We start from the raw sequence: 23,362 nt of genomic DNA, 5'->3' as shown, positions 1-23,362 counted from the left end.
CATAGATGAGCGCGATCGATCCTAAGCAAGCTGAGCAAGAAGAATTGGTAGCGGAGTGGTTGCGTGCAACCCCCGGTTTCTTTGAGCGCTATGCCAATCTCTTAAATGAAATTCGCTTGAAGCATCCTCATGAAGATCGCGCGATCTCCTTGCAAGAGCGCCAGATGACTCTGTTGCGTACACAGAATCAAGAGCTCAATCGTCGCTTGAGTGAGATGCTGCATTTCGGTAGTCGTAATGACAAGACTCAACAGAGTTTGGTGGCTTGGTTATTACGTTTGATGGTTGCAAACACAAAAGCAGACGTAGAGTCTGCAGTGACTACAGGCTTAGCAGAAGTATTTGAAGTGGAGTCCGCACAACTCTTGTCGCCCAATACAGCATTTGGCCCCTGGATTGATACGCCGTTATGTGGTTCCGCTAAGGAGCTGGCAGCTGCAAGTGTGGATCTGCTGGCAACGCAGGTAAGCATTGATCCTGAGTGGCAAAGTATGGTGGCGATTGGTTTGCCATTAGGTAAGAGTATTGGCGTGGTGCAATCGCCAGCCGTCCTTTTGCTGGCAAGTAAAGACGAGTCGCGCTTTACCGCCGACATGGGCGCATTCTATTTACGTCAGATTGCTGAACTGACTGCTGCAGCTTTGGATCGTATCCAGGCTTATGAGCCAAGCACCAGCTGATCTTCATCCCTTGGTGCAGGAGTATTTGCACGAGCTGCATGTATTGAGGCAGCTCTCACCTCATACGCTCAAAGCGTATCGCATGGATCTGGGTGAGTTGCAAGCACTGGCAACGGATGATGCCGTTGACTTGCTAAAGGTAACAAATGCTCATGTGCGTCGCTGGGCAGGCCGTTTGCATGCGAAGGGAAAATCATCTCGTACGATTGCAAGAGCGCTGTCTGCATGGCGCGGTTGGTATGACTGGTTAACCGAGAAAGACGCGCGTCGCGATGCCCAAGCAGGCAGGGTGACTGCAAACCTAGTAGCTAATCCAGTCGATGATGTGAAAGCTCCTAAACGTTTGAAGTCTTTACCTAAAGCACTTTCGGTTGAACAGGCACTCTCTTTAGTAAATCAAGCCCTAAAAGAGGCTGAAGAAAAAAAGGATTTAGAGACGATACGTGACGCAGCAATCATTGATTTGCTGTATTCCTCTGGTTTACGACTATCAGAGTTGCTGGGCATTGATGTGATGCAAAGCAAAGATCGTCAACATGAATCTGCTGGCTGGTTGGATTGGGATGCAGCAGAAGTAACGGTTTTGGGTAAGGGTGGCAAGCGCCGCTCAGTCCCAATTGGCGGACCTGCAATGCAATCTCTCAAAGTCTGGCGTACGATCCGTGATCAACTAGAGCAAGCGGATGTATCGATAGCTTTATTTATCTCCGCTACGGGTGCGCGTTTATCCCCTCGGACGGTGCAGGCACGCCTGCGAACTTTGGCAATGAGAGCCGGTCTACCAACCCATGTGCACCCACATATGATGCGCCATAGCTTCGCTAGCCATGTCCTGCAATCGTCCCAAGATTTACGGGCAGTGCAGGAGATGCTGGGGCATGCCAGCATTGCTAGCACCCAGATTTATACCTCTTTAGATTTCCAGCACCTAGCGCAGGCATACGATAAAGCCCATCCTCGCGCAAAGGCTGGCAAAGCCTGAGGAACTCGGTAAGATAGAAGGTTTCCCATTTGGGAAATCTATTTATAGATTTTGATAGGATCAATGATGGCGTTAATTCCGGTAACAATTCTCACGGGCTTTTTAGGTAGCGGCAAAACCACTTTGCTCAAACACATCCTGACTGCTGAGCATGGCAAAAAAATAGCTGTGATTGAGAACGAGTTTGGTGAAGAGAATATTGATAACGACATCTTGGTTCAAGACAATCAAGAGAATATTGTGCAAATGAGCAATGGTTGTATTTGCTGCACTATTCGCGGTGACTTAGTTGAGGCGCTGAACGCTCTCTGGGAACAGCGCAAAGATAAAAAAATTAGCTTTGATCGCGTTGTCATTGAGACTACTGGTGTAGCCAATCCGGGCCCGGTGGCGCAAACATTCTTCATGGATGATGATGTCGCAGATCATTACGTATTAGATGCGGTGGTCACCCTTGTGGATGCCAAGCACGGCCCACAACAGCTGACTGAGCATGAAGAAGCGCAGCGTCAAGTAGGCTTTGCTGATCAAATCTTCATCACTAAGACCGATTTAGTAACGCCTGCTGAAGTGGATGCCTTACGTAATCGTTTGATGCACATGAATCCCCGCGCACCAATTCAGGGTATTTCTAAGGGGGTAGTTCCTTTGGAGGCTGTTTTGGATCTCAAGGGCTTTAATTTGAATGCGAAGCTCGACATTGATCCTCACTTCTTGGGGCAAGATGATCATGATCACGCTAATTGTGGCCACGATCACAGCCATGACCACCATGATCACAGCACTTGTGGGCACGACCATAGTCATGATCATCATGGCCATGCTGGGCATACAGACCGTATCCAATCCTTCGTTTTTCGTAGTGATAAACCCTTTGATCATAAAAAATTAGAGGACTTCCTGGGAGGCATTTTGGAGGTCTTTGGAGAGAAGATGTTGCGCTACAAAGGCGTGCTTTATGTGAAGGGTAGTAACCGAAAAGTTGTGTTCCAGGGCGTCCATCAGATGATGGGGAGCGATATGGCTGGTTTATGGGGCACCGAACCCAAGCAAACTCGCATGGTCTTTATTGGCATTGATTTGCCTAAAGACACCCTACTGGCTGGGCTTGAGGGCTGTTTGGTCTAGGAAATATCAAGTACAATCCGCCGCCACAGGCAATATTGATAAATATTGGCAAAAGCGCAGCAAAAGTTTGGCAGAATGAAGTAATAATGGTTTAGATCCATGGAAAGAATGAAATGACTGTAAAAACACCAACGAAATCTTCAGCTACAGCAAAGGCGCCTTCTAAGGCAGCAAGTGCAAAGGTTGCTAAGGGTGCTCCTTTAACAGAGGTTGAATTGCTCAAGATGTCCGAAAAGGACTATATGAATGCAGCTCAGCTCGATTTTTTCCGTCAAAAGCTTCTGACCTTAAAAGACGATATTTTGAAAAATGCTTCTGAAACTACAGAGCATTTACGTGAAAACATTTTGGTTCCTGATCCTGCGGATCGTGCAACGATTGAAGAAGAGCACGCTCTTGAGTTGCGCACACGCGATCGTGAGCGCAAGCTGTTGAAAAAAGTAGAGCAGGCTTTGGCTCGTATTGAGTCTGGTGATTACGGTTGGTGTGAAGAAACTGGTGAGCCAATTGGTTTGAACCGTTTAATTGCACGCCCAACAGCCAATCTTTCTCTCGAGGCACAAGAGCGTCGTGAGCTTCGTCAAAAGTTGTTTGGCGATTAATTACCAGATCAAATAAAAAAGTAGCAATGACCAAGCAATCTCCATCTATTAGCGAAATCTCCCCTTTACTGAAGGCGGAGATTTTGGCCGAGGCCTTGCCTTATATTCGTGCGTACCACGGTAAGACTATCGTGATTAAGTATGGTGGGAATGCAATGGTTGAGGAGCGCCTTAAAGAAAGTTTTGCGCGCGATGTCATCTTGCTGAAACTGGTTGGTATGAACCCAGTCGTCGTTCATGGTGGTGGACCGCAAATTGATGAGGCCCTCAAGAAGATTGGTAAGACCGGCACCTTCATTCAAGGTATGCGTGTAACTGATGAAGAAACCATGGAAGTGGTGGAGTGGGTCCTCGGCGGTGAGGTGCAGCAAGACATCGTGATGTTGATCAATCACTTTGGCGGCCAGGCCGTTGGTTTGACTGGTAAAGACGGTGGTTTGATTCGGGCGAAGAAAATGTTTGTTGCCGATGAAAAGAAGGCTGGTGCAACGATTGATTTAGGTTTTGTTGGCGAAATCGAAGCCATTAATCCGGCAGTGGTTAAAGCATTGCAAGACGATGCCTTTATTCCGGTGATCTCCCCAATTGGATTTAGCGAAGAAGGTCAGGCATACAACATTAATGCTGACTTGGTGGCTGGCAAGATGGCGGAAATTCTTCATGCAGAGAAATTGGTCATGATGACCAACATTCCTGGTGTGATGGATAAAAATGGCACGCTCTTAACAGACCTGACCGCACGTGAAATTGATGGCCTCTTTGCTGATGGCACGATTTCTGGCGGTATGTTGCCAAAAATTTCTTCTGCATTAGATGCGGCCAAGAGTGGCGTGAATTCTGTTCATATTATTGATGGCCGAATTGAGCACTCTTTGTTGTTAGAAATTCTGACAGAGCAAGCTTTTGGAACAATGATTCGCTCTCGTTAAGAGTTGATAAGAGATATAGACATGCGTGATTCTTTAGACCCTAGTGCATCAGAGATCGAGGCAACAGTTGCTGAAGAGGGTAAGACACGTAAGCGTCCACGCCCTGGCGAGCGCCGTTTGCAAATCTTGCAAGTATTGGCCGAGATGTTGCAAAACCCTAAGGGTGAGCGCGTCACCACTGCGGCATTAGCGGCAAAAATTCAAGTTTCAGAAGCGGCACTCTATCGACATTTCGCCAGTAAGGCGCAGATGTTTGAAGGCTTGATTTCGTTTATTGAACAAACCGTTTTTGGTTTGATTAATCAGATTAATCAAAAAGAAGAATCCGGACTTGCCCAAGCTCGTGGCATTTTGCAGATGCTTTTGTTCTTCGCTGAAAAGAATCCTGGCATGACTCGTGTTCTTCTAGGTGACGCACTCTTGCAGGAAGATGATCGCTTGCAAGACCGTATTACACAGGTGCTTGATCGTGTAGAGGCATCCTTAAAGCAAGCACTGCGCATTGCGCAAACTCAGGGTGGTAACTGGGCAAACGTATCTCAAGATGAAGTTAGTATTCGCGCAGCAATGTTGATGAGTTATGTTTTGGGGCGCTGGCACCGTTTTGCGCGTAGCGGCTTTAAGAAGCTTCCAACCGAAGCATCTGATATTAGTCTTCGTATTCTTCTGTCCGAATGAGCGAGCTACATCTCTCTAGAAACACTATCCATTTTGCCGAGCCCTTGCCTTTGCAAAGTGGCGCCATCTTATCGGGCTACGATTTAGTTATTGAAACCTACGGCAAGCTCAATGCCGATAAAAGTAATGCCGTGCTGGTTTGTCATGCGCTGAATGCATCACACCACGTGGCTGGACCCAATCCCGATGATGCAAAAGATATCGGCTGGTGGGACAACATGATTGGGCCAGGTAAGCCAGTAGATACAAATCACTTCTTTGTTATCGGCGTTAACAACTTAGGTTCTTGCTTCGGATCCACTGGGCCAATGAGTATCAATCCGGCCACCAGTAAGCCTTATGGCGCAGATTTCCCAGTGATCACGGTGGAAGATTGGGTGAATACTCAGGCGCGTTTAGCTGATAAGTTGGGCATTCGTCGTTTTGCTGCGGTAATGGGTGGAAGCTTGGGTGGTATGCAAGCATTAGCTTGGTCTATCCAGTTCCCAAAACGACTTGCCCATTGCTTGGTCATTGCTTCGACACCAAAACTGAGCGCGCAGAACATTGCATTTAATGAAGTGGCTCGTAATGCCATTTTGTCTGACCCGGATTTTCATGGTGGTAACTACTACGAACATGGCGTAGTGCCAAAGCGCGGCCTCAGACTAGCTCGCATGGTTGGGCACATTACCTACCTGTCAGATGATGACATGGCAGAAAAGTTTGGGCGCGAGTTACAAAGACCTAGCGGTGAATCCCAAGACTACCGCTTCAGCTTTGATGTGGAATTTGAGGTAGAAAGTTATTTGCGCCACCAAGGCGATAAGTTCTCCACTTACTTTGATGCCAATACTTATTTACTGATTACCCGAGCGCTAGATTACTTTGACCCTTCTCGTCGTTATGAGGGTAGCTTGAATCGCGCCCTTGCTGAAGTGCAAGCCAAGTTTTTAGTCGTAAGCTTTTCCACCGATTGGCGTTTCCCGCCTAATCGCAGTCGTGAAATTGTGGAGTCTTTACTCAGCAATAAGAGTGAGGTCAGTTATGCAGAGATTGATGCACCACATGGGCATGATGCTTTCTTATTAGATGATCCGAGATATCACAATCTGATTCGTGCTTATTTTGAACAAATGCTAGAGGCTCAATCATGAAGCGCGCAGACTTTGCCGCAATAGCGAATTGGATTGCGCCCAATAGTGAAGTGTTGGATCTTGGCTGTGGTGACGGAAGCTTCTTGGAGTATTTGCAAAAGCAAAAACCGGTGCACGCTTATGGAGTTGAAATTGATGATGCGCGCGTGCTGTCTTGTGTACAAAAAGGCTTGAACGTCATTCAGCAAAATCTGGAAGGCGGCTTAGCGCTCTTTGAGAATCATAGCTTTGATACGGTAGTGCTTTCCCAGACATTACAAACCATTCATGAAACTGAAAAGATCTTGCGTGAAGTGGTTCGAGTTGGTAAAGAGTCGATTGTTTCATTTCCAAACTTTGGCCATTGGTCTCATCGCCTGGCTGTTGGCTTTGGTCGCATGCCTGTCTCTAAGAGCTTGCCATACCAGTGGTACAACACACCTAACGTACGTGTTCTCACGGTGGCCGATTTTGAAAAGCTAGCTTCGAGCTTGGGCTTGCAGATACTGGATCAATGCATTTTGCATGAGGGTCGTCAGGTTACTTTGATGCCTAATCTTTTTGGAAGCCTAGCGCTGTTCCGCGTTCGACGTGCTTAGTAGCGCCCAGTCCTGGCTGAAAGACTTTCGGGTTTATCTCGAATGGCCATGTCTTCGAATGCTCTTCTTGGGCTTTTCTGCAGGCCTACCCCTACTACTGATTTTAGGAACACTCAGCTTTTGGTTAAGAGAGGCGGGTATTGATCGCAGCACCATTGGTTACCTCACTTGGGTTGGCTTAATCTACGCGTTTAAGTGGATGTGGGCCCCTCTGGTAGATCGACTATCCATTCCCTTGCTATCCAATTTATTTGGCAGAAGGCGTGGCTGGCTGCTGTTTGCGCAGTTGCTGATTGTTCTGGGTCTAGTGGGTATGGCAAGTATTGATCCCAAGGTTCAGTTGACGCCGATTGTGTGGTGCGCGCTCCTAGTCGCTTTTGGTTCTGCAACCCAAGACATTGCATTAGATGCTTTTCGTATTGAGTCTGCCGATAGCGACCATCAGGCCGCATTGGCTGCGACCTATCAAACAGGTTATCGCCTCGCATTGATTTGGTCTGGTGCCGGTGTTCTCTGGTTGGCTGCCCGCGCTGAATCTGGTCTTACTGGCTACGACCCAGCTGCATGGCAATTTGCTTATCTTTGCATGGCGCTCTCGATTGGTGTGGGTGTTGTCACCACTTTGTTTAGTAAAGAGCCCATTCGCATTGAGCTTGCAAAAGCCCGTAATACAAGGGCATGGCTACATCAAACCCTCATTGAGCCCTTTGCAGATTTCATCAAGCGCTATGGCTGGCATGCTATTTTGATTTTGTCCTTAATCGCCATCTATCGTATTAGTGATGTAGTGATGGGCATTATGGCCAATCCGTTTTACGTAGACATGGGTTACACCAAAGATGAAGTTGCAGCAGTTAGTAAGGTTTTTGGTGTGGTGATGACCTTAGTGGGCGCATTCGTGGGCGGCGTGCTCACTTTGCGCTTTGGTGTCATGCGCATCTTGTTCTTGGGCGCAATTTTATCGGCCGTCAGCAATTTATTATTTGCTTGGCTTGCGACACAGGGCCATGACTTGCATGGGCTGATCTGGGTTATCTCTGCTGACAATCTCAGTTCCGGAATTGCTACAGCTGCGTTTATCGCATTCCTATCAGCGCTGACAAACATTCAATATTCCGCAACCCAGTACGCATTATTTAGTTCGATGATGCTCTTATTACCAAAGTGGTTAGCTGGATTCTCAGGCGTATTTGTAAATAACTTTGGCTATTCAAACTTTTTTATTAGTACTGCAATTATTGGTGCACCAGTATTAATTCTGATTTGGCTCACTATTCAATTCAAAGTAGTGGAGTTTAAAAAGCACGATTCACAAGTCGCTAAATAGACCAGTCGTAATCCACTGTGAGTGGAGCGTGATCTGAGAAGCGCTCATCTTTATATACAGCAGTATTTTTGGCGCTTGCTGCAATCCCTGGTGTGGTGATGTGATAGTCGATGCGCCAGCCCACGTTCTTTGCATAAGCTTGACCCCGATTACTCCACCAGGTGTAGCAGGACTCTGCTGCTTCGGGCTCTAGCTTTCTATAGACATCTACGTAACCGACTTTGCCAAATAAGTTGCTTAGCCAAGCGCGCTCTTCGGGTAAAAATCCTGAATTCTTTAGGTTGCCTTTCCAGTTTTTGAGGTCAATCTCGTTATGGGCAATATTGACATCCCCGCACAGCACAATCTCACGCCCTGAATTTTTGAGCTCCACTAGGTGTGGCAAGAAAGAATCTAGATAACGATATTTCGCCTCCTGCCTTTCTGGCGAGCTTGAGCCTGAGGGCATATATACCGAGATTACTGAGAGATTCTTGAAGCGGGCCTCTACATAGCGCCCCTCAGCATCAAACTCTTCATTGCCATAGCCATAGAGCACCTCATCAGGCTTGTGAGGGGTATAGATGCCACAACCGCTGTAACCCTTTTTCTCAGCATGATGAAAGAAGCCATGCAGGCCATCTGGATTAAGGATGGCACTCTCCAAATCGTCCTGTTGAGCTTTGAGCTCCTGCATACAGACAAAGTCTGCTTTTTGCTTTACAACCCAAGGCAGAAAGCCTTTTTTGACTGCAGAACGGATACCGTTGAGGTTGGCAGAAATGATGCGTAACATATAGGCCTATGAGCTCAAAAAATTCTAATCAAGATAACTTTATTCAATTCGCCTTAGAGGCAAATGTTTTGTCGTTTGGGGAGTTTAAAACTAAAGCAGGGCGCCTTTCCCCTTATTTCTTTAATGCGGGTGGATTCAATGATGGTGCTCGCCTTAGTGCCTTAGGTCGTTATTACGCTAAAGCCCTGCAAGAATCTGGCCTGCAATACGACATGCTTTATGGGCCAGCCTATAAAGGCATCACTTTAGCTGCTGCCACTGCAATCGCTTTGGCCGATGCGGGCCGTAATGTGCCTTATGCCTATAACCGTAAAGAAGCCAAAGACCATGGTGAGGGCGGTTCATTGGTAGGTGCCCCAGTCAAAGGCAAAGTAGTCATCATTGACGATGTGATTTCAGCTGGGACTTCGGTGAGAGAGTCTGTAAAACTCATTCGCGATGCAGGTGCTGAACCAGCGGCGGTATTAATTGCTTTAGATCGTATGGAAAAATCAGGGACTGCTACGGAGATTGGCGATAAGTCCGCAGTGCAAGCTGTCGAACAAGAGTTTGGGTTGCCGGTAGTGGCAATTGCGAACTTGGCAGACTTGATGGCTTTCTTAACTGCTTCCAGCAATACCGAGTTAACTAACTATCTACCAGCAGTAAAAGCTTATCGCGAGAAATACGGGATTTAATCTAAAGAGCAGCTCAGCTCTTTAGATTGCTGTTTCGCCTTCGAACACGGTAATGGCTGGCCCAGTCATGATGACGCTCTGAGCTACTTCGTTGATCATGCCACCCCAGGCAACTATCAAATCGCCACCCCGTGTATGTACTTTGACGGGGGAGTCGAGTAAACCACGACGAATACCCGAGACTACTGCAGCGCACGCACCAGTGCCACAAGCGAGAGTCTCACCAGCACCACGCTCGTAGACACGCAACTTGATTTCATTGCGATTAAGGATCTGCATATAGCCCGCGTTAACTCTTTTCGGAAATGCTGCATCCTTTTCGATCGATGGACCTTCTTCGAGTACGGGCGCGCTATCAACATCACCGACTACTTGCACGGCATGGGGGTTACCCATCGATACAACGCCGATCCAGCTGTCGTGTGGAGCGGGCGTAGCAATCGGCAGCGCATAGAGCATCTCATGGAACTCTTGCTTACTTGCTAAGCCGTTTGCGTTAAAAGGAATTTGGCTGTGCTCAAAAATCGGCGCGCCCATATCCACCTCTACTTGACCATCATCATGAGATCTCAAGGTGAGAACGGTATGCGCTACCTCTACGCGCAAAGGGTTCTTTGTGGAAAGGCCTTGGTCAAGTACAAAGCGAACAAAGCAACGTGAACCATTACCGCATTGCTCAACTTCACCGCCATCAGAATTAAAAATACGATAACGAAAATCAGCATCAGGACGTGTGGCTTTTTCAACCAGCAGAATTTGATCAGCACCAATTCCAAATTGGCGATGAGCTAGTTTTTGCCACTGCTCACGTGTAATGCCACCGAGATCTTGATCAATCCCATTGAGCACAATGAAATCATTGCCGGCACCATGCATTTTGGTGAAGCGTAAAGTACGTGCTGGCTTGTTTAAATTCGTACTCAAAAGAATTCCAATTAGTTGTAAAGATTTGGCTCGCCAGGCGGCCGATGTTTGAAGCGTTTATGTACCCAATAGTACTCCGCTGGCCTTTCTCGAACAAGGTCTTCGATATATTTATTCAGGCGTGCAGTATCGGCTTCCACATCATCCGTTGGGAAGTTGGGAAGTGGTGCGCTGATGTTGCAGGTATACGCTTTGCGATCCGGATTTAAGGTTGTAGTCATGAGACAGACTTCTGCGCCACTCAGTCTGGCTAAGCGAGAGACTGAAGTGATCGTGTTAGTTTGAATTCCAAAGAACGGCACGAAAACAGAGTCGCGTGGTCCGAGATCAATGTCAGGCGCAATAAAAATAAAGTTACCCGTTTGAATTTCCCGAATCAAATCACGTAAGCGACTTTGACGCTCAATGGATTTGCCGCCGAAGCGATTTCTCCATTCAATCATCTTTTGATTAAAGAATGGGTTCTTCATGTTCTGGTAGAGTCCCGCACCGCGCGGCCAATCATGCTGACTTGCTAAAACGGAGAGTGCCATGAAGCCGCCCTCGAGTCCTACGAAGTGGGGGTTGATTAAGAGTCTCGGCTTACGATCGCCAAGCGTAATCGCAGAGTTGATGGTGACGATGTCAGTAATCTGCTTTCCACTGCCAAGCCAGATACGACTTCGCTCAATTACGCTACGTCCAAATAACTTCCAGTGCTCTAGTGCAAGTGCATCAATTTCATCTTCGCTCAGATTGGGGAAACACAAACGCAGGTTAGTTTTTACGACCTTGGCACGTTCGTTCGGAATATGGGCAGCTAGCCAGCCAAGCCCGTAACCAATATAGATGGTGAGGGTGTAAGGTAGAAAGGCAAAAAGACGCAATAAGTTCAGCGCTAGGAAATTAAAAACGTTTTGTAACCAGGTCATGTTGAATAAATTATAAATTTATTAACTAATTGCTTGGTGGTAATTCTGCTCCGCTGGGATGTTTGTAGCGGTTATAGGCCCAGATGAATTGATTGGGTGCAACTAGGATCGCATTTTCAATTGCGACATTGAGTTCTGCAGCAGCAAGCATGGAGTCTTCGGAGAGCGGCGCTAATCTCTTGGCCTGCATTAGCCAGCCTTTACCAAGGCCTTTGCGTTTAGCGGTAAACATCACAACCGGCGTGTTATTGCGATTGGCTAAGCGAGCAGGAAGTGGGGTTGTATAGGCGGGGCGCCCGAAAAAGGGTACCCAAACTCCTTCGCCGCCACTAGGCACTTGATCTGGAAGAATGCCAATGGCTTCTCCACGTGTCAGCGCCCGCGTCATCTGGCGAACGCCATTCAGGTTAGTTGGCACGAAATGCATATTGGGATAGGCCCGACCTTCTTCCACCACTTCGTTGAGCCATTCTTGACGTGAGGGTCGATAGAGGATGGTAGCCGGGAAGTGCTGAGCTAAGACTCGAGGAATGATTTCAAAGCCACCTAGGTGGGGTGTCAGCATGACTAGGCCATGACCTTCATTGATAGCTGCCTCAACCAGATCCCAGTTTTGTACCTCAACCAGGGCAAGTGCTTTTTTGGGATTTCGCCAAATCCATAGGCTGTCTGAAAAGAGCTGTCCTGAGGCTGCCGCCGCACGCCAAATTTGCAGGGGTAAATGATGACTCTTAACAACGGCCTCATATTGAGGGCGAAAAAGTGATCGATATTGCTTCGACCCTAGATAGGCCAGTATCCCTAAGGCAGCCCCAATTACCTGAACTAGGAACAAGGGCAACACTGCAATTGCAGCGAGGGTTAGCTTGAGAAGGAGTTTGCGCACCCTCTAATGATATTCAATGCGGGCGATAGGGCCAAATTTATGGTGATGCTTGATGAATAAGGCATTTTTCGGATAGAATTCGTCTATCGCTGAGTTAAGGCAACTTGCAGGGCGATTCATAAATTCTGCTAAAGCGTCGCCGTTGTAGTTCCTGGCACGTCGAGTTGTCCCTTAGATCGTGTTAATTTTTAAAGGAATATGCAATGGCAAATGATTACTTCTTTACCTCAGAATCGGTTTCTGAAGGTCACCCCGATAAAGTAGCAGACCAAATCTCTGATGCCATCTTGGATTCAATCCTGGCTCAAGACCCAACTGCGCGCGTTGCTGCAGAAACTTTGTGTAATACCGGCTTGGTAGTGTTGGCTGGTGAGATCACAACAAATGCCAATGTAGATTATATCCAGGTAGCTCGCAATACTTTGCGTGAAATTGGTTACGACAATACTGACTACGGTATTGATTACAAAGGCTGTGCCGTGTTGGTGGCTTATGACAAACAGAGTCCTGACATTGCTCAAGGTGTTGACAAAGCACATGACGACGGTTTAGATCAAGGCGCTGGTGACCAAGGTTTGATGTTTGGTTACGCCTGTGATGAGACTGCAGAGCTTATGCCTTTACCAATCCACTTGTCACACCGCTTAGTAGAGCGTCAATCCCAACTGCGCCGTGATGGCCGTTTAAATTGGTTGCGTCCTGATGCGAAGTCACAAGTGACATTGCGCTATGTTGATGGCAAGCCTGACTCAATCGACACCGTGGTTCTTTCCACACAACATGATGAAGATATTTCTTTGGAGAAGTTGCGTGAAGCAGTGATTGAAGAAATCATCAAGCCCGTATTGCCTAAGCATTTGATCAAAGGCGCAATTAACTTCTTGGTAAACCCAACAGGTCGATTTGTTATCGGCGGCCCGCAAGGCGATTGTGGTCTGACAGGTCGCAAGATCATTGTGGACACCTACGGCGGTGCGGCTCCTCACGGTGGTGGCGCGTTCTCTGGCAAGGATCCATCCAAGGTTGACCGTTCCGCTGCCTATGCAGGTCGTTATGTAGCGAAAAACGTAGTTGCTGCTGGTTTAGCAAGCAAGTGCTTGATTCAGATCTCCTATGCGATTGGTGTAGCGAAGCCAACTTCAGTGATGGTGAGCACCTTTGGCACGGGCAAGATCTCTGACGAGAAGATTGCACAACTAGTATCTGAGCACTTTGACCTGCGTCCAAAAGGCATCGTGAAGATGTTGAACCTTTTACGTCCGATTTATCGTAAGACTGCTGCTTATGGTCACTTTGGTCGTGAAGAGCCGGAATTCACTTGGGAGCAGTGCGATAAAGCGCCTGCCTTACGTGCAGCAGCTGGTCTGTAATCGGCCTTCTAAGTGGTAAATTTGCAGTAAGTAGTTGTATTGAGGCGAAATATGGCGAAATTGATTACAATTTCGCCATACCTTCAAGGAGCGTTGCAAGGAATGCTGAGAACCAGCGTTTCCCCAGGCTTGAAGGGAGTGGACTCCTAGGTAATCCCAGAGTTTGCTAATTGCAACTGCGCTCGCTAACCCATGATTCAATGGCTAGCGAGTTTCTACTCCAGCATTGGATCGTATTTAGCTGGAGCATTCATGAGTACCGTTTCCGATTTAAACAACTTTGTAGCAACCCGTTGCGCTATTGCCGATATTTCTTTGGCTGACTTTGGCCGTAAAGAAATCGCCATTGCTGAAACAGAAATGCCAGGCCTCATCGCGATTCGCGACGAGTTCGCAGCACAGCAACCATTGCGTGGCGCGCGTATCACTGGCTCATTGCACATGACCATTCAAACTGCAGTATTGATCGAGACGCTTGAAGCGCTCGGCGCTGAAGTGCAGTGGGCATCTTGCAATATTTTCTCCACACAAGATCACGCTGCTGCAGCGATTGCCGCCAATGGCACTCCAGTGTTTGCGATCAAGGGTGAAACTCTTGAGCAGTATTGGGATTACACCCACCGTATTTTTGAGTGGGCTGATGGCGGCTTCACCAATATGATTTTGGATGACGGTGGCGATGCCACTTTGTTATTGCACCTCGGTGCACGTGCTGAGAAAGATCAAGCTTGCTTGAATCATCCAACCAGCGAAGAAGAAACTATTTTGTTTGCAGCTATTAAAAAGAAATTGGCGCAAGATCCAACTTGGTATTCCACACGCTTAGAAAAAGTAAAAGGCGTAACTGAAGAAACTACTACTGGTGTACATCGCCTCTATCAGATGTTCGCTAAAGGTGACTTGAAGTTCCCAGCAATTAACGTAAACGATTCTGTTACTAAGAGCAAGTTCGACAACCTCTATGGTTGCCGCGAATCTTTAGTTGATGCGATCAAGCGTGCTACTGACGTCATGGTTGCCGGTAAGGTTGCAGTGGTTTGTGGTTACGGCGATGTGGGTAAAGGTTCAGCCCAAGCTCTACGTGCTTTGTCAGCTCAAGTTTGGGTTACTGAAGTAGACCCAATCTGTGCATTGCAAGCAGCGATGGAAGGCTACCGCGTTGTCACAATGGATTACGCTGCAGATAAAGCAGATATCTTTGTTTCAGCAACTGGTAACTATCATGTGATTACACATGACCACATGGTGAAGATGAAGAATCAAGCCATTGTTTGTAACATTGGCCACTTCGATAACGAGATTGATGTTGCTGGTATTGAGAAATACAAGTGGGAAGAAATCAAGCCACAAGTAGATCACGTGATTTTCCCAGCAGAGAATGGCAATCCCGAGAAGCGCATCATCATCTTGGCTAAAGGCCGCTTAGTGAACTTGGGTTGCGGTACAGGTCACCCATCTTATGTCATGAGCTCTTCATTTGCGAACCAAGTGATTGCGCAGATTGAATTGTGGAATGCAGTTGGCACAGATAAATACCCAGTTGGTGTTTATACATTGCCAAAGCATTTGGATGAGAAGGTTGCGCGTTTGCAGCTCAAGACATTGAATGCACAGTTAACTGTATTGTCAGATCAGCAAGCTTCTTACATTGGTGTAACGAAGGAAGGCCCATACAAGGCTGACCACTATCGTTATTAATCTACCCCTTGCTAGATATTGTTCAATAGAGAAATAGAGATACAGGCCCAAGATCATGGAATTAAGCGTTGAATTCTTCCCTCCAAAAACACCTGAAGGTGAGAATAAGCTGCATCTCGTGCGCGAGCGTTTTAGTGAAACGCTCAAGCCCGCTTTTTATTCTGTGACTTTTGGTGCCGGTGGCTCTACACAATCTGGCACATTGAAAGTGGTGAGCGATATTCACGCTGCAGGTGCAGCGGTTGCCCCCCACTTATCTTGCGTTGGTAGTTCACGTGAAAGCGTGCGCGAAATGTTGAAGCAGTACCAAGCTTTAGGTGTTAAGCGGATTGTGGCTTTACGTGGCGACTTACCATCTGGCATGGGCCAGTATGGTGAGTTCCATCATGCCAATGAATTAGTCGAATTTATTCGTGCAGAAACTGGTGACTGGTTTCATATTGATGTAGCCGCCTATCCAGAATGTCATCCTCAGGCCAAGTCGCCGGCGACGGATGTGGATTTCTTTGTGCAGAAGATGAAAGCTGGAGCTAATTCAGCAGTGACTCAGTATTTCTATAACAGCGACGCCTATTTCCGCTTTGTGGATGAGGCCTATGACTTGGGCGTTACTCAGCCAGTGATTGCTGGAATCATGCCAATTACTAACAGTACTCAGCTACTGCGTTTTTCTGATGCCTGTGGCGCAGAAATTCCGCGTTGGATTCGTTTGCGTTTGCAGTCTTATGGCGATGACACCGCTTCGATTCGTGCGTTTGGTGAGGAAGTGGTGACAGATCTGTGTGATCAGCTTTTAGTGGCTGGCGCACCTGGACTACATTTTTATTCACTCAATCAGGCAGATGCTGTTTTAGCGATTGCAGACAATCTCAGTCTCAATAAGTAATGAATAAGCCTGACTCAGTCAGCATGGCATCTAAAGGCTCATCATGCGCTTGAGCCTGCCAATGAGAATCCTCTAATTTTTGCCAATCAAAGCCAATGCCTACGCACAGTAGGCTTGGTTTAGCTTTACGCAACTGGGCTAGGGTGCGGTCAAAGTAGCCACCCCCATACCCAAGCCGCCAATAATGTGTTTTATCGCCCACCCTGGATTCTGACCAGCCTACGCAGGGAATCAGGATGCAGTCTGGAGTGACTTGAGGTCTGCGAGGGTTATTGGGATCCGGCTCCGGCACGCCATGGCGACTAGGAATCAGGAGATCCCCCGCTTCCCAGGCATAAAAATCCAGATGCTTATCGGGACGCGCAAATGGAAGAGCTAACGCTCTACCTGTCTTACTCTGAGCCCATGCTAGTAGTGCGGGTCTTAGGTCAGGCTCATCTTGTATAGGGCAATACAAGGCTATGGATTGAATTTGGGTGTCATGGTTCTCTAGAAAAGCAGCTAGGCTAGCCAAAATGGCTTCTTGAGCTATGGAATAGCTTGCGCTAGCCGCAAACTGTTTCCTTTGGGCTAGCAAGTCTTGCCGTAGCGATTTTGGAGAATTGCCGTGCATATAGACCATTATCAGGCGAAAATTAAGAGATATAGTAAATCGATAAGGTATGACGGTGAAAAAGAAGTTTCATGTTTTTGATGGCTGGCAAAAAACCGTGGGCGGGATTCTATTTCTAGCCCTTGCTGTTTCTGCGCCCAGCATTTTTGCTGAAAAAGCGAAGAAAACTATTCCTGCAAAAGAAAGCCGGATTTCAGCCTTTGAGATCACGGAAGGTGATCGTACTTTTATTGAATTACGTGAGGCCGCTAAACGAAATGATGTAGCCCGGGCGCAAACATTGGCTGCTAGCCTCTCTAATTATCCGTATGAGGACTATGTAGCTTATTTTCGTATTAAGCCCCAGTTATTTGATAGTGCTGGTGGTGCACGTGCCGATAGTAATGCTGACTCTCAGGTGGTGGCTTTTCTAAATCAGTACCAAGGTACGGCTTTGGCTGACCGGATGCGCAATGACTGGCTACTCGTCTTGGGTAAGCGAAAAGATTGGGCGCGTTTTGATGTCGAATACCCTAAGTTTGTTTTGGATGATGACACTCAAGTGAAGTGCTATTCACTGCAGTCAAAATTGGCCCAAGGTGAGAACCCAAGCAAAGTAGCAATAGACGCACGCGCAATATTATTGGATCCACGTTATTTCGGTCAGGCTTGCCAAGAGCTCGTCCCCATCTTGGTTGGGGCTGGCGGCATGACGCCAAGCGAAGCAAAGGCCATTGGTCGTGCTGCTAGTGAGATGGGTTTTGACACCATGTCACGACGCTTGGGTGGCGAGGATCCTATTGCTGAGATTGTCAAGTCCGCCAAAGCCGATCCTGCAAAAGCGTTTAAAGATTTTTCACAAAATGCATCGCGCTATAGCAAAGAAAACCAGGCTGTAGCTTGGGGTGTGATTGGCCAATTCCTTGCGAAAAAATTAGATCCTAATGCGGATGATGCGTATCGTCTACAGCAAGAGTTAGGCTACAACGAACTTCTTTCTACTGAAGGTCAGGAGTGGAAAGTGCGCGCAGGCTTGCGGGCTAAAGATTGGGCTCTAGTAAAGAATGCCATTGAGGGTATGAACCCAGCAGTTCGCAGTAAAGATCCCGCTTGGACTTATTGGTATGCGCGCGCATTAAAAGTCGACGGCCAAAATGAGAAAGCCCGCGAGAATCTGGAGCTGGTTGCTGATCAGTACAACTTTTATGGACAGCTTGCGCGTGAAGATTTGGGTAAATCCAATCATGCGCCTGCCCGCACCAAAGTGAGTGATGCAGAAATCGAAGCGATGTCTCAACGTAAAGGCTTTATTCGGGGTGAGCGTTTCTACGCCATGAATTTGCGCTTTGAAGGCAACCGCGATTGGAATTGGGAGCTGCGCAATATGAGTGACAAGCAATTACTGGCGGCTGCTGAATACGCTAAGCGTATTGGCTTATATGATCGCGTTGTAAATACAGCCGATCGTACTAAGCAAGAGCATGACTTTAGCTTGCGCTATCCAACGCCTTATCGTGACGAGTTATCGCCAATTGCTAAGCAAATTGATTTGAATTTGGCTTGGGCCTATGGTTTGATTCGTCAAGAATCGCGCTTCATCATGAATGCCTCTTCTTCAGTCGGCGCCTCAGGCTTGATGCAGGTGATGCCAAACACTGCCAAGTATGTTGCTAAGAAAATTGGCATGACCTCATATACCAATGACAAGCTTACTGATACCAATACCAACCTCACTTTAGGTAGCAATTACTTGAATATGGTCTTGGTGGACCTGGATGGCTCTTGGGTTCTAGCATCTGCTGCTTATAACGCCGGTCCATCACGCTCAAAGACTTGGCGAGAAAAGCTGACGAGTCCTACTGAGGGTGCAATTTTTGCGGAAACGATTCCGTTCAATGAAACGCGAACTTATGTAAAAAATGTATTAGCCAATGCAACGTATTATTCATCGGTGATGCATGGACAGACACAGTCTTTAAAGCAGCGTTTAGGTGTGATTACTCCTAAAGCGGCAAACGCATCTGAACTACCCTAGTATTTCAATTACATTGGAGTTTTATGAAATATGACATTCTGCTAATTGGTGGTAACGGTTTTGTAGGTAGAGTCTTAGCTGCTCAATTGCAAGCAGAGGGCTGTTCCGTTTTGCTACCCACTAGACATTTAGCATCTGCACGTGAATTGCGTATGTTGCCGAAAGTGCACTTAGAAGATGCTGATGTGCATGAGTTTGATTCTTTGCAAGAGCTTTGCTCACGAATTAAGCCTGGTGGTGCAGTCATTAATTTAGTTGGCGTGTTGCATGACAAGCCTGCTCAGCCTTATGGCAAGGTATTTTCAGCAGCTCACGTCGAGCTCCCAAAGAGCATCATGACTGCGATGCAATTGCATGGTCTCAAGCGTTACCTGCACATGAGTGCATTAGGCGCGGATTCGAATGGCCCATCGATGTATCAGCGCAGCAAGGGTGATGGAGAGGCTGCTGTAAAAGCTAGCAACCTCGATTGGACTATTTTTAGACCCTCAGTCATTTTTGGTTCTCAAGATCAATTTATTAATTTATTTTCCAAGTTAACAAAATTATTTCCAGCAATGCCGCTAGCTAACTCTGGAGCACAGTTCCAGCCGGTGAGCGTAGATGATGTGGCAACTGCCTTTACCAAGGCTCTAAAAATGCCATCAACTATTCATCAGTCTTATGATTTAGTGGGGCCGACGGTTTACACCATGAAAGAGATTGTGGAATTTGCTGCGCGCAAGGTAAATACAAAATGCGCCATTATTCCTGTGCCAGATTTCGTTGGTTATCTCCAGGCTTTGGCTTTCGAATTTCTGCCTGTCCCCACTTTAATGTCACGCGACAATATTGCCTCAATGCAGTTGCCAAATATCTTGCCGCTGAATGGCGTAGATGCCTTGACTAAAGTTTTTGGCATTAGTCGTCGCACCTTAGAAGGCATGAAATAAGTCGATGAAGATCTATGCAGTCGGTGGCGCTATTCGGGATACCCTGATGGGTTTGCCGGTGCATGACATCGATTATGTGGTGGTTGGTTCTAGCGTAGAAGAAATGATTGCCCAGGGCTATCGTCCGGTGGGAAAAGATTTTCCAGTGTTCTTGCATCCAGAGACCCAAGCTGAATATGCCTTAGCGCGCACCGAGCGTAAAACGGGCAAGGGTTATAAAGGCTTCATGTTTTATGCTGACCCGACTGTCACGCTAGAGCAGGACTTAGAGCGTCGCGATCTGACTATCAATGCAATGGCTCAAGAGGTGGGTGCTGATGGTAAATGGGTGGGACCTATTTTGGATCCCTATAACGGCCAGCAAGATTTGGCGGCTAAGGTATTTCGTCATGTGTCTGATGCGTTTGCTGAAGATCCCTTACGTCTCTTGCGTATCGCCCGTTTTGCAGCGCGCTTTCCTGAATTCACGGTGGCGTCCGAAACCATGGATGCTTTACAGGCCATCGTTCAGTCCAATGAATTATCAGCACTCTCGGCTGAGAGAATCTGGCAGGAGTTAGCTAGAGGCTTTACTGCTACTAAGCCTATGCGGATGTTTCAGGTTTTGCTGGATGCTGATGCAGCCAAAGTGCTGCTGCCGTCAACACTGACATCCCTTATAGCTAAAGAAGAGTTCCGCGAGCAACTTATCACCTATTTGCATGCAGCAGCTAGCCGTCTTGAAGATCGCTGCGCCGTAACACTCATGCATTTGCCTGCTAGTGAAATTCGCTCATGGGCAGAGTGCGTCAAGATGCCAAATGAAGTGCGGGATTTCAGTGAAATATTTAGTGAGCTCCATTTGCTCATTGAAAATACGGCAAAGATTAAAAATGGTGTATTTCAGCCTGCTGATGTACTGGCTTGGTTTAATCGAGCTGATGTATGGCGTAAGCCGGATCGTGGGCATGCATTGTTAGATTTAGCTGAACGTATTGGTTTCAGCGTGAGCGCTTTAATATTGGCAATGCAAAATTCTCAGGCACTCGACACAGCAAAAATTATTGGAGGCATTCCCGCAGAAGACCGGTCCAACGGGGAAAGCATTCGCTGTGCGGTAGATGCTGCGAGGCTCTTGGCTATTACCGCAGCCGTAAGCATTTAACTACTACAACCGATTTCTGCCTCGAAGGCCAGGTAAGTCTTCTAGGACATGGTCTGGCAATACGTCAGCTAGTTTCTTTGAGAACGCAAAGACTTTAAAGAGCTCACCCATCTCCGCTTCAGATAATAGTTTTTGTAACGCATTGGAGATTGGTAAGAAAGTTTCTGGATTGCTGGGATCTCCAACTTCTAGTGCAATATCGCCAATGCCTGCATCTAGTAAGTAACTTGCCTGATTGCTGAGATAGACATCATCAACTTCTTCTTGGAGTGCACTGCGTGCAATCTGCGACCATTCCACATGTGTCGTTAAATCACATAGCCCCGGAAGGTGAAACGGATCTTGAATGGCATGATGGCGATGATGTGCCATGAGTGTGCCTTCTAGGCGTTGTGCATGGTAATACTCACTCTCCGGAAATCCATAATCAAAAGTGAGGAAGAGTCCGGTATCAAGATGCTTGGCTACTTGGCGCATCCAAGCATTTGCTGGGGCATGCAATTCAGTAGCGTAGCCTTCAGAAAAGTCTCCGGTGAGCAAAGTCTCTGGAAGCAGTGACTGCTCAAGGGGTTGTCCTACTGACCAAGTAAGCTTGCCATCTACTACAACGACTCCTTGTTGATACCAAAAGCCATTTTGAAAAATGATGGCATCACAAGGGATGGCATCAATTACCTCGTTGGCCAGAATGATGCCCTTGAAGTTGCTAGGCAAAGCACTTAACCAATTACATTTAGTAGATAGGCCTAGTTTCTGGATAAGTTGCTTGAGGCGCTCCTCTTGTCTTTGAGCTAGGTCTGGTGATATCTCGATGATGTCGTAGTGATCCAAGGAGAACTCAAGATCGTGCAGGCGGGTGAGAATGGATTCAGCCAATTTTCCGGTGCCAGCGCCAAACTCCAGAATCTGGGTAGGCAGCCCTTGGGCTTGGAGGCCCTCCAGAATCGGTAAAAGCGTTTCTACAATAGCTGCGCCAAATAAGGGGGAGAGCTCAGGTGCGGTTGTGAAATCACCGCCAGCACCCAATTTATGAGCCCCAGCACTGTAATAGCCCATTCCAGGCTCATACAGAGCCATTTCCATATACCTTGAAAAGGGGATCCAGCCGCCTTTAGAGGCGATTTCAGCCATTATTTTTTGGCTAAGAAGCTCGGTATGAGCCGTTTCAAGGCTGGTCAAGGTAATATCCATAGCTCGCTAGTCTAAGAGAATTTAAGTGAACTTGAGTTCAAACCCATCACCTCAGCAAAATAAAGCGGTTTTAGTGACCGGCGCTGCCAAGCGTCTTGGTCGGGAAATTGCCTTGGAATTTGCTCGTCAGGGCTGGGATGTGGCAGTTCATTATGGCCGTTCGGAGTCCGATGCCAAGGCCACCGTAGCCGAAATTCAGAAACTGGGGCGAAGGGCTGTGGCATTTAAGGCTGACCTCGCTAGCGAAGCAGAAATTCATTCTCTGTTTGGCACTGTTGTTGCTGAGTTTCAAAACCTCGAGTGTCTCGTAAATAGCGCTTCAATCTTTGAATATGATCGCGCCAATTCAGATACCCCGCTTAGCGACAAAAGTTTGCAAGACCACATGCAAGTTAATTTGGCCGCACCCATACTGCTGGCCCAGTTAATGTTTAAGTATCAAAAGAGTCAAACAAAGAAAGCAGGCGAGGCTGATTTATCTATCCCCTCAGTGATTCAGCTGCTCGATCAAAAATTAATTAATCTCAATCCAGATTATTTGTCTTATACATTATCTAAAGCAGCACTCCTCACTTCAGTTGAGGTACTGGCGGTAGATTTCGCTCCGCACTTACGGGTAATTGGTTTGGCTCCTGGCATTACGCTAACTTCAGGTGACCAAACCGAAGCTGGGTTTACTAAAGCACATCAGATGACGCCACTAGGAAAGTCATCAACACCTAGTGATATTGCATTAGCAGCTGTATTTTTGGCTAACTCGAATGCGATTACAGGCACAACACTATATGTAGATGGTGGACAACATCTGCTGCCATCATCACGCGATGTGATGTTTAAAACAAATTAAGAATTTAATACAGAATAAAAATTAAAAAGAGTTCATAAAAATTATGCATGCCATTCTTTCTCATCCAGCCCTTGCTGATTGCCGCCGCTTATTTCTGCGTGACTATGAAATCTATATCAATATTGGTGTTCATGATTTTGAGAAGAAGGCAGAGCAACGCGTTATTTTGAACGTAGATCTTTATATTCCTTTGGAAATGAATACCCCTTCTAAAGACTTATTGGAGGAGGTTGTAGATTACGACTTCATGCGTGAAACCATTAAGGCACGGTCTTCCCAGGGCCATATTCATCTGCAAGAAACTTTCTGCGATGACATCGTTGCCGCGATGCTCTTGCATCCCAAGGTCATTGCTGCTCGTGTTAGTACAGCTAAGCCCGATGTCTATCCAGATTGCCACTCCGTTGGTGTTGAAGTATTTCGGATGAAGCAGGTTTAAAGAGAATCCAGAAAA

Annotated in this window: 24 protein-coding genes and 1 riboswitch; of the genes, 18 read left to right on the top strand and 6 right to left on the bottom strand. The window is 47.1% G+C overall.

The genetic code is table 11. The features are described from left to right. The first annotated feature begins 5 nt into the window (after nucleotides 1–5). The 9 genes from AOC19_RS08995 to AOC19_RS08955 all read left to right on the top strand — a co-directional run bounded on the left by AOC19_RS08995 (nucleotide 6) and on the right by AOC19_RS08955 (nucleotide 8,040). Nucleotides 6–680, top strand: coding sequence for a DUF484 family protein (locus AOC19_RS08995; RefSeq protein WP_215376236.1), 675 nt, complete (start codon nucleotides 6–8; stop codon nucleotides 678–680). Next, nucleotides 661–1,662 carry a tyrosine recombinase XerC gene (locus AOC19_RS08990; RefSeq protein WP_215376233.1) on the top strand — a complete coding sequence of 334 codons (1,002 nt, stop codon included), beginning with the start codon at nucleotides 661–663 and terminating at the stop codon, nucleotides 1,660–1,662. Before AOC19_RS08995 ends, AOC19_RS08990 begins: the two co-directional genes overlap by 20 nt. Nucleotides 1,663–1,725: 63 nt before the next feature. Then, nucleotides 1,726–2,790, top strand: coding sequence for a CobW family GTP-binding protein (locus tag AOC19_RS08985; RefSeq protein ID WP_215376231.1), 1,065 nt, complete (start codon nucleotides 1,726–1,728; stop codon nucleotides 2,788–2,790). A 224-nt stretch (nucleotides 2,791–3,014) separates the two neighbouring features. Next, nucleotides 3,015–3,392, top strand: a complete 378-nt coding sequence (gene dksA, locus AOC19_RS08980; RefSeq protein WP_062307316.1) for an RNA polymerase-binding protein DksA — start codon at nucleotides 3,015–3,017, stop codon at nucleotides 3,390–3,392. A gap of 26 nt (nucleotides 3,393–3,418) precedes the next feature. Next, nucleotides 3,419–4,321 carry an acetylglutamate kinase gene (gene argB / locus AOC19_RS08975; protein WP_215376228.1) on the top strand — a complete coding sequence of 301 codons (903 nt, stop codon included), beginning with the start codon at nucleotides 3,419–3,421 and terminating at the stop codon, nucleotides 4,319–4,321. Nucleotides 4,322–4,342: 21 nt separating this feature from the next. Then, nucleotides 4,343–4,999 (top strand): nucleoid occlusion factor SlmA, encoded by a 657-nt coding sequence (gene slmA, locus AOC19_RS08970; protein ID WP_215376225.1) that lies wholly within the window; start codon nucleotides 4,343–4,345, stop codon nucleotides 4,997–4,999. Continuing rightward, nucleotides 4,996–6,135 (top strand): homoserine O-succinyltransferase MetX, encoded by a 1,140-nt coding sequence (gene metX, locus AOC19_RS08965; RefSeq protein WP_215376223.1) that lies wholly within the window; start codon nucleotides 4,996–4,998, stop codon nucleotides 6,133–6,135. The genes slmA and metX overlap by 4 nt, the downstream gene beginning before the upstream one ends. Then, on the top strand, nucleotides 6,132–6,713 hold the full coding sequence (gene metW / locus AOC19_RS08960; protein ID WP_215376220.1) for a methionine biosynthesis protein MetW: 582 nt from the start codon (nucleotides 6,132–6,134) through the stop codon (nucleotides 6,711–6,713). The genes metX and metW overlap by 4 nt, the downstream gene beginning before the upstream one ends. Further along, nucleotides 6,706–8,040, top strand: coding sequence for an AmpG family muropeptide MFS transporter (locus AOC19_RS08955; protein WP_435367675.1), 1,335 nt, complete (start codon nucleotides 6,706–6,708; stop codon nucleotides 8,038–8,040). The genes metW and AOC19_RS08955 overlap by 8 nt, the downstream gene beginning before the upstream one ends. Here the strand turns inward: AOC19_RS08955 and AOC19_RS08950 are convergent. Further along, nucleotides 8,033–8,815, bottom strand: coding sequence for an exodeoxyribonuclease III (locus tag AOC19_RS08950; RefSeq protein ID WP_215376214.1), 783 nt, complete (start codon nucleotides 8,813–8,815; stop codon nucleotides 8,033–8,035). The two genes, AOC19_RS08955 and AOC19_RS08950, sit on opposite strands and share 8 nt — an antisense overlap. Before the next feature lie 8 nt (nucleotides 8,816–8,823). Between AOC19_RS08950 and pyrE the strand changes: the two genes are divergently transcribed. After that, nucleotides 8,824–9,492, top strand: a complete 669-nt coding sequence (gene pyrE, locus AOC19_RS08945) for an orotate phosphoribosyltransferase (protein WP_215376211.1) — start codon at nucleotides 8,824–8,826, stop codon at nucleotides 9,490–9,492. 21 nt (nucleotides 9,493–9,513) lie between these two features. Here the strand turns inward: pyrE and dapF are convergent, their stop codons facing one another. Genes dapF through AOC19_RS08930 form a run of 3 tightly spaced genes read right to left on the bottom strand, consistent with a single transcriptional unit; the run spans nucleotide 9,514 to nucleotide 12,213 of the window. Further along, nucleotides 9,514–10,368, bottom strand: coding sequence for a diaminopimelate epimerase (gene dapF / locus AOC19_RS08940; protein ID WP_215378284.1), 855 nt, complete (start codon nucleotides 10,366–10,368; stop codon nucleotides 9,514–9,516). A 59-nt stretch (nucleotides 10,369–10,427) separates the two neighbouring features. After that, on the bottom strand, nucleotides 10,428–11,327 hold the full coding sequence (locus AOC19_RS08935; RefSeq protein WP_215376208.1) for a lipid A biosynthesis acyltransferase: 900 nt from the start codon (nucleotides 11,325–11,327) through the stop codon (nucleotides 10,428–10,430). A gap of 25 nt (nucleotides 11,328–11,352) precedes the next feature. Then, nucleotides 11,353–12,213 carry a lysophospholipid acyltransferase family protein gene (locus AOC19_RS08930; RefSeq protein WP_215376206.1) on the bottom strand — a complete coding sequence of 287 codons (861 nt, stop codon included), beginning with the start codon at nucleotides 12,211–12,213 and terminating at the stop codon, nucleotides 11,353–11,355. Nucleotides 12,214–12,416: 203 nt separating this feature from the next. Between AOC19_RS08930 and metK the strand changes: the two genes are divergently transcribed. From metK to metF, 3 genes are all read left to right on the top strand, one after another. Further along, a complete protein-coding gene (gene metK / locus AOC19_RS08925; protein WP_015422158.1) occupies nucleotides 12,417–13,583 on the top strand; it encodes a methionine adenosyltransferase in 1,167 nt (388 codons plus the stop codon). A 79-nt stretch (nucleotides 13,584–13,662) separates the two neighbouring features. Continuing rightward, nucleotides 13,663–13,774: riboswitch (S-adenosyl-L-homocysteine riboswitch) on the top strand. A gap of 61 nt (nucleotides 13,775–13,835) precedes the next feature. Then, nucleotides 13,836–15,281: an adenosylhomocysteinase gene (gene ahcY, locus AOC19_RS08920; RefSeq protein WP_215376203.1), complete on the top strand. Its 1,446-nt coding sequence runs from the start codon at nucleotides 13,836–13,838 to the stop codon at nucleotides 15,279–15,281. 55 nt (nucleotides 15,282–15,336) lie between these two features. Next, complete coding sequence (gene metF / locus AOC19_RS08915) at nucleotides 15,337–16,167, top strand: methylenetetrahydrofolate reductase [NAD(P)H] (protein ID WP_215376200.1); 831 nt, start codon at nucleotides 15,337–15,339, stop codon at nucleotides 16,165–16,167. Here metF and AOC19_RS08910 read toward each other — a convergent pair. Next, nucleotides 16,157–16,780 (bottom strand): 5-formyltetrahydrofolate cyclo-ligase, encoded by a 624-nt coding sequence (locus AOC19_RS08910; protein WP_251368026.1) that lies wholly within the window; start codon nucleotides 16,778–16,780, stop codon nucleotides 16,157–16,159. The genes metF and AOC19_RS08910 overlap by 11 nt on opposite strands. Before the next feature lie 49 nt (nucleotides 16,781–16,829). On the opposite strand from AOC19_RS08910, the gene AOC19_RS08905 reads away from it, so the two are divergent. The 3 genes from AOC19_RS08905 to AOC19_RS08895 are packed head-to-tail and all read left to right on the top strand — an operon-like array spanning nucleotide 16,830 to nucleotide 20,870. After that, a complete protein-coding gene (locus AOC19_RS08905; protein ID WP_215376195.1) occupies nucleotides 16,830–18,794 on the top strand; it encodes a lytic transglycosylase domain-containing protein in 1,965 nt (654 codons plus the stop codon). A gap of 23 nt (nucleotides 18,795–18,817) precedes the next feature. Then, nucleotides 18,818–19,726, top strand: a complete 909-nt coding sequence (locus tag AOC19_RS08900) for a complex I NDUFA9 subunit family protein (RefSeq protein ID WP_215376192.1) — start codon at nucleotides 18,818–18,820, stop codon at nucleotides 19,724–19,726. A 4-nt stretch (nucleotides 19,727–19,730) separates the two neighbouring features. Then, nucleotides 19,731–20,870, top strand: coding sequence for a polynucleotide adenylyltransferase (locus AOC19_RS08895; protein WP_215376189.1), 1,140 nt, complete (start codon nucleotides 19,731–19,733; stop codon nucleotides 20,868–20,870). A gap of 3 nt (nucleotides 20,871–20,873) precedes the next feature. On the opposite strand, the gene AOC19_RS08890 is transcribed toward AOC19_RS08895, so the two are convergent. Further along, nucleotides 20,874–22,001: a class I SAM-dependent methyltransferase gene (locus tag AOC19_RS08890; protein WP_251368024.1), complete on the bottom strand. Its 1,128-nt coding sequence runs from the start codon at nucleotides 21,999–22,001 to the stop codon at nucleotides 20,874–20,876. Nucleotides 22,002–22,086: 85 nt separating this feature from the next. Between AOC19_RS08890 and AOC19_RS08885 the strand changes: the two genes are divergently transcribed. Further along, complete coding sequence (locus AOC19_RS08885) at nucleotides 22,087–22,908, top strand: SDR family oxidoreductase (RefSeq protein ID WP_251368023.1); 822 nt, start codon at nucleotides 22,087–22,089, stop codon at nucleotides 22,906–22,908. 43 nt (nucleotides 22,909–22,951) lie between these two features. Further along, a complete protein-coding gene (locus AOC19_RS08880) occupies nucleotides 22,952–23,347 on the top strand; it encodes a dihydroneopterin aldolase (RefSeq protein WP_215376184.1) in 396 nt (131 codons plus the stop codon). Nucleotides 23,348–23,362 lie beyond the last annotated feature (15 nt).

The organism is Polynucleobacter asymbioticus (assembly GCF_018687575.1).
GTDB classification, from domain to species: Bacteria; Pseudomonadota; Gammaproteobacteria; order Burkholderiales; family Burkholderiaceae; genus Polynucleobacter; species Polynucleobacter asymbioticus_C.
This window is presented reverse-complemented; position numbering and strand designations above follow the sequence as displayed.

What these genes read in the sequence shown, in the direction of transcription:
- AOC19_RS08995 (WP_215376236.1), top strand. Translation starts at nt 6, where the DNA reads ATGAGCGCGATCGATCCTAAGCAAGCTGAGCAAGAAGAATTGGTAGCG.
- AOC19_RS08990 (WP_215376233.1), top strand. Translation starts at nt 661, where the DNA reads ATGAGCCAAGCACCAGCTGATCTTCATCCCTTGGTGCAGGAGTATTTG.
- AOC19_RS08985 (WP_215376231.1), top strand. Translation starts at nt 1,726, where the DNA reads ATGATGGCGTTAATTCCGGTAACAATTCTCACGGGCTTTTTAGGTAGC.
- dksA (WP_062307316.1), top strand. Translation starts at nt 3,015, where the DNA reads ATGTCCGAAAAGGACTATATGAATGCAGCTCAGCTCGATTTTTTCCGT.
- argB (WP_215376228.1), top strand. Translation starts at nt 3,419, where the DNA reads ATGACCAAGCAATCTCCATCTATTAGCGAAATCTCCCCTTTACTGAAG.
- slmA (WP_215376225.1), top strand. Translation starts at nt 4,343, where the DNA reads ATGCGTGATTCTTTAGACCCTAGTGCATCAGAGATCGAGGCAACAGTT.
- metX (WP_215376223.1), top strand. Translation starts at nt 4,996, where the DNA reads ATGAGCGAGCTACATCTCTCTAGAAACACTATCCATTTTGCCGAGCCC.
- metW (WP_215376220.1), top strand. Translation starts at nt 6,132, where the DNA reads ATGAAGCGCGCAGACTTTGCCGCAATAGCGAATTGGATTGCGCCCAAT.
- AOC19_RS08950 (WP_215376214.1), bottom strand. Translation starts at nt 8,815, where the DNA reads ATGTTACGCATCATTTCTGCCAACCTCAACGGTATCCGTTCTGCAGTC.
- pyrE (WP_215376211.1), top strand. Translation starts at nt 8,824, where the DNA reads ATGAGCTCAAAAAATTCTAATCAAGATAACTTTATTCAATTCGCCTTA.
- dapF (WP_215378284.1), bottom strand. Translation starts at nt 10,368, where the DNA reads ATGCATGGTGCCGGCAATGATTTCATTGTGCTCAATGGGATTGATCAA.
- AOC19_RS08935 (WP_215376208.1), bottom strand. Translation starts at nt 11,327, where the DNA reads ATGACCTGGTTACAAAACGTTTTTAATTTCCTAGCGCTGAACTTATTG.
- metK (WP_015422158.1), top strand. Translation starts at nt 12,417, where the DNA reads ATGGCAAATGATTACTTCTTTACCTCAGAATCGGTTTCTGAAGGTCAC.
- ahcY (WP_215376203.1), top strand. Translation starts at nt 13,836, where the DNA reads ATGAGTACCGTTTCCGATTTAAACAACTTTGTAGCAACCCGTTGCGCT.
- metF (WP_215376200.1), top strand. Translation starts at nt 15,337, where the DNA reads ATGGAATTAAGCGTTGAATTCTTCCCTCCAAAAACACCTGAAGGTGAG.
- AOC19_RS08910 (WP_251368026.1), bottom strand. Translation starts at nt 16,780, where the DNA reads ATGCACGGCAATTCTCCAAAATCGCTACGGCAAGACTTGCTAGCCCAA.
- AOC19_RS08905 (WP_215376195.1), top strand. Translation starts at nt 16,830, where the DNA reads ATGACGGTGAAAAAGAAGTTTCATGTTTTTGATGGCTGGCAAAAAACC.
- AOC19_RS08900 (WP_215376192.1), top strand. Translation starts at nt 18,818, where the DNA reads ATGAAATATGACATTCTGCTAATTGGTGGTAACGGTTTTGTAGGTAGA.
- AOC19_RS08895 (WP_215376189.1), top strand. Translation starts at nt 19,731, where the DNA reads ATGAAGATCTATGCAGTCGGTGGCGCTATTCGGGATACCCTGATGGGT.
- AOC19_RS08890 (WP_251368024.1), bottom strand. Translation starts at nt 22,001, where the DNA reads ATGGCTGAAATCGCCTCTAAAGGCGGCTGGATCCCCTTTTCAAGGTAT.
- AOC19_RS08880 (WP_215376184.1), top strand. Translation starts at nt 22,952, where the DNA reads ATGCATGCCATTCTTTCTCATCCAGCCCTTGCTGATTGCCGCCGCTTA.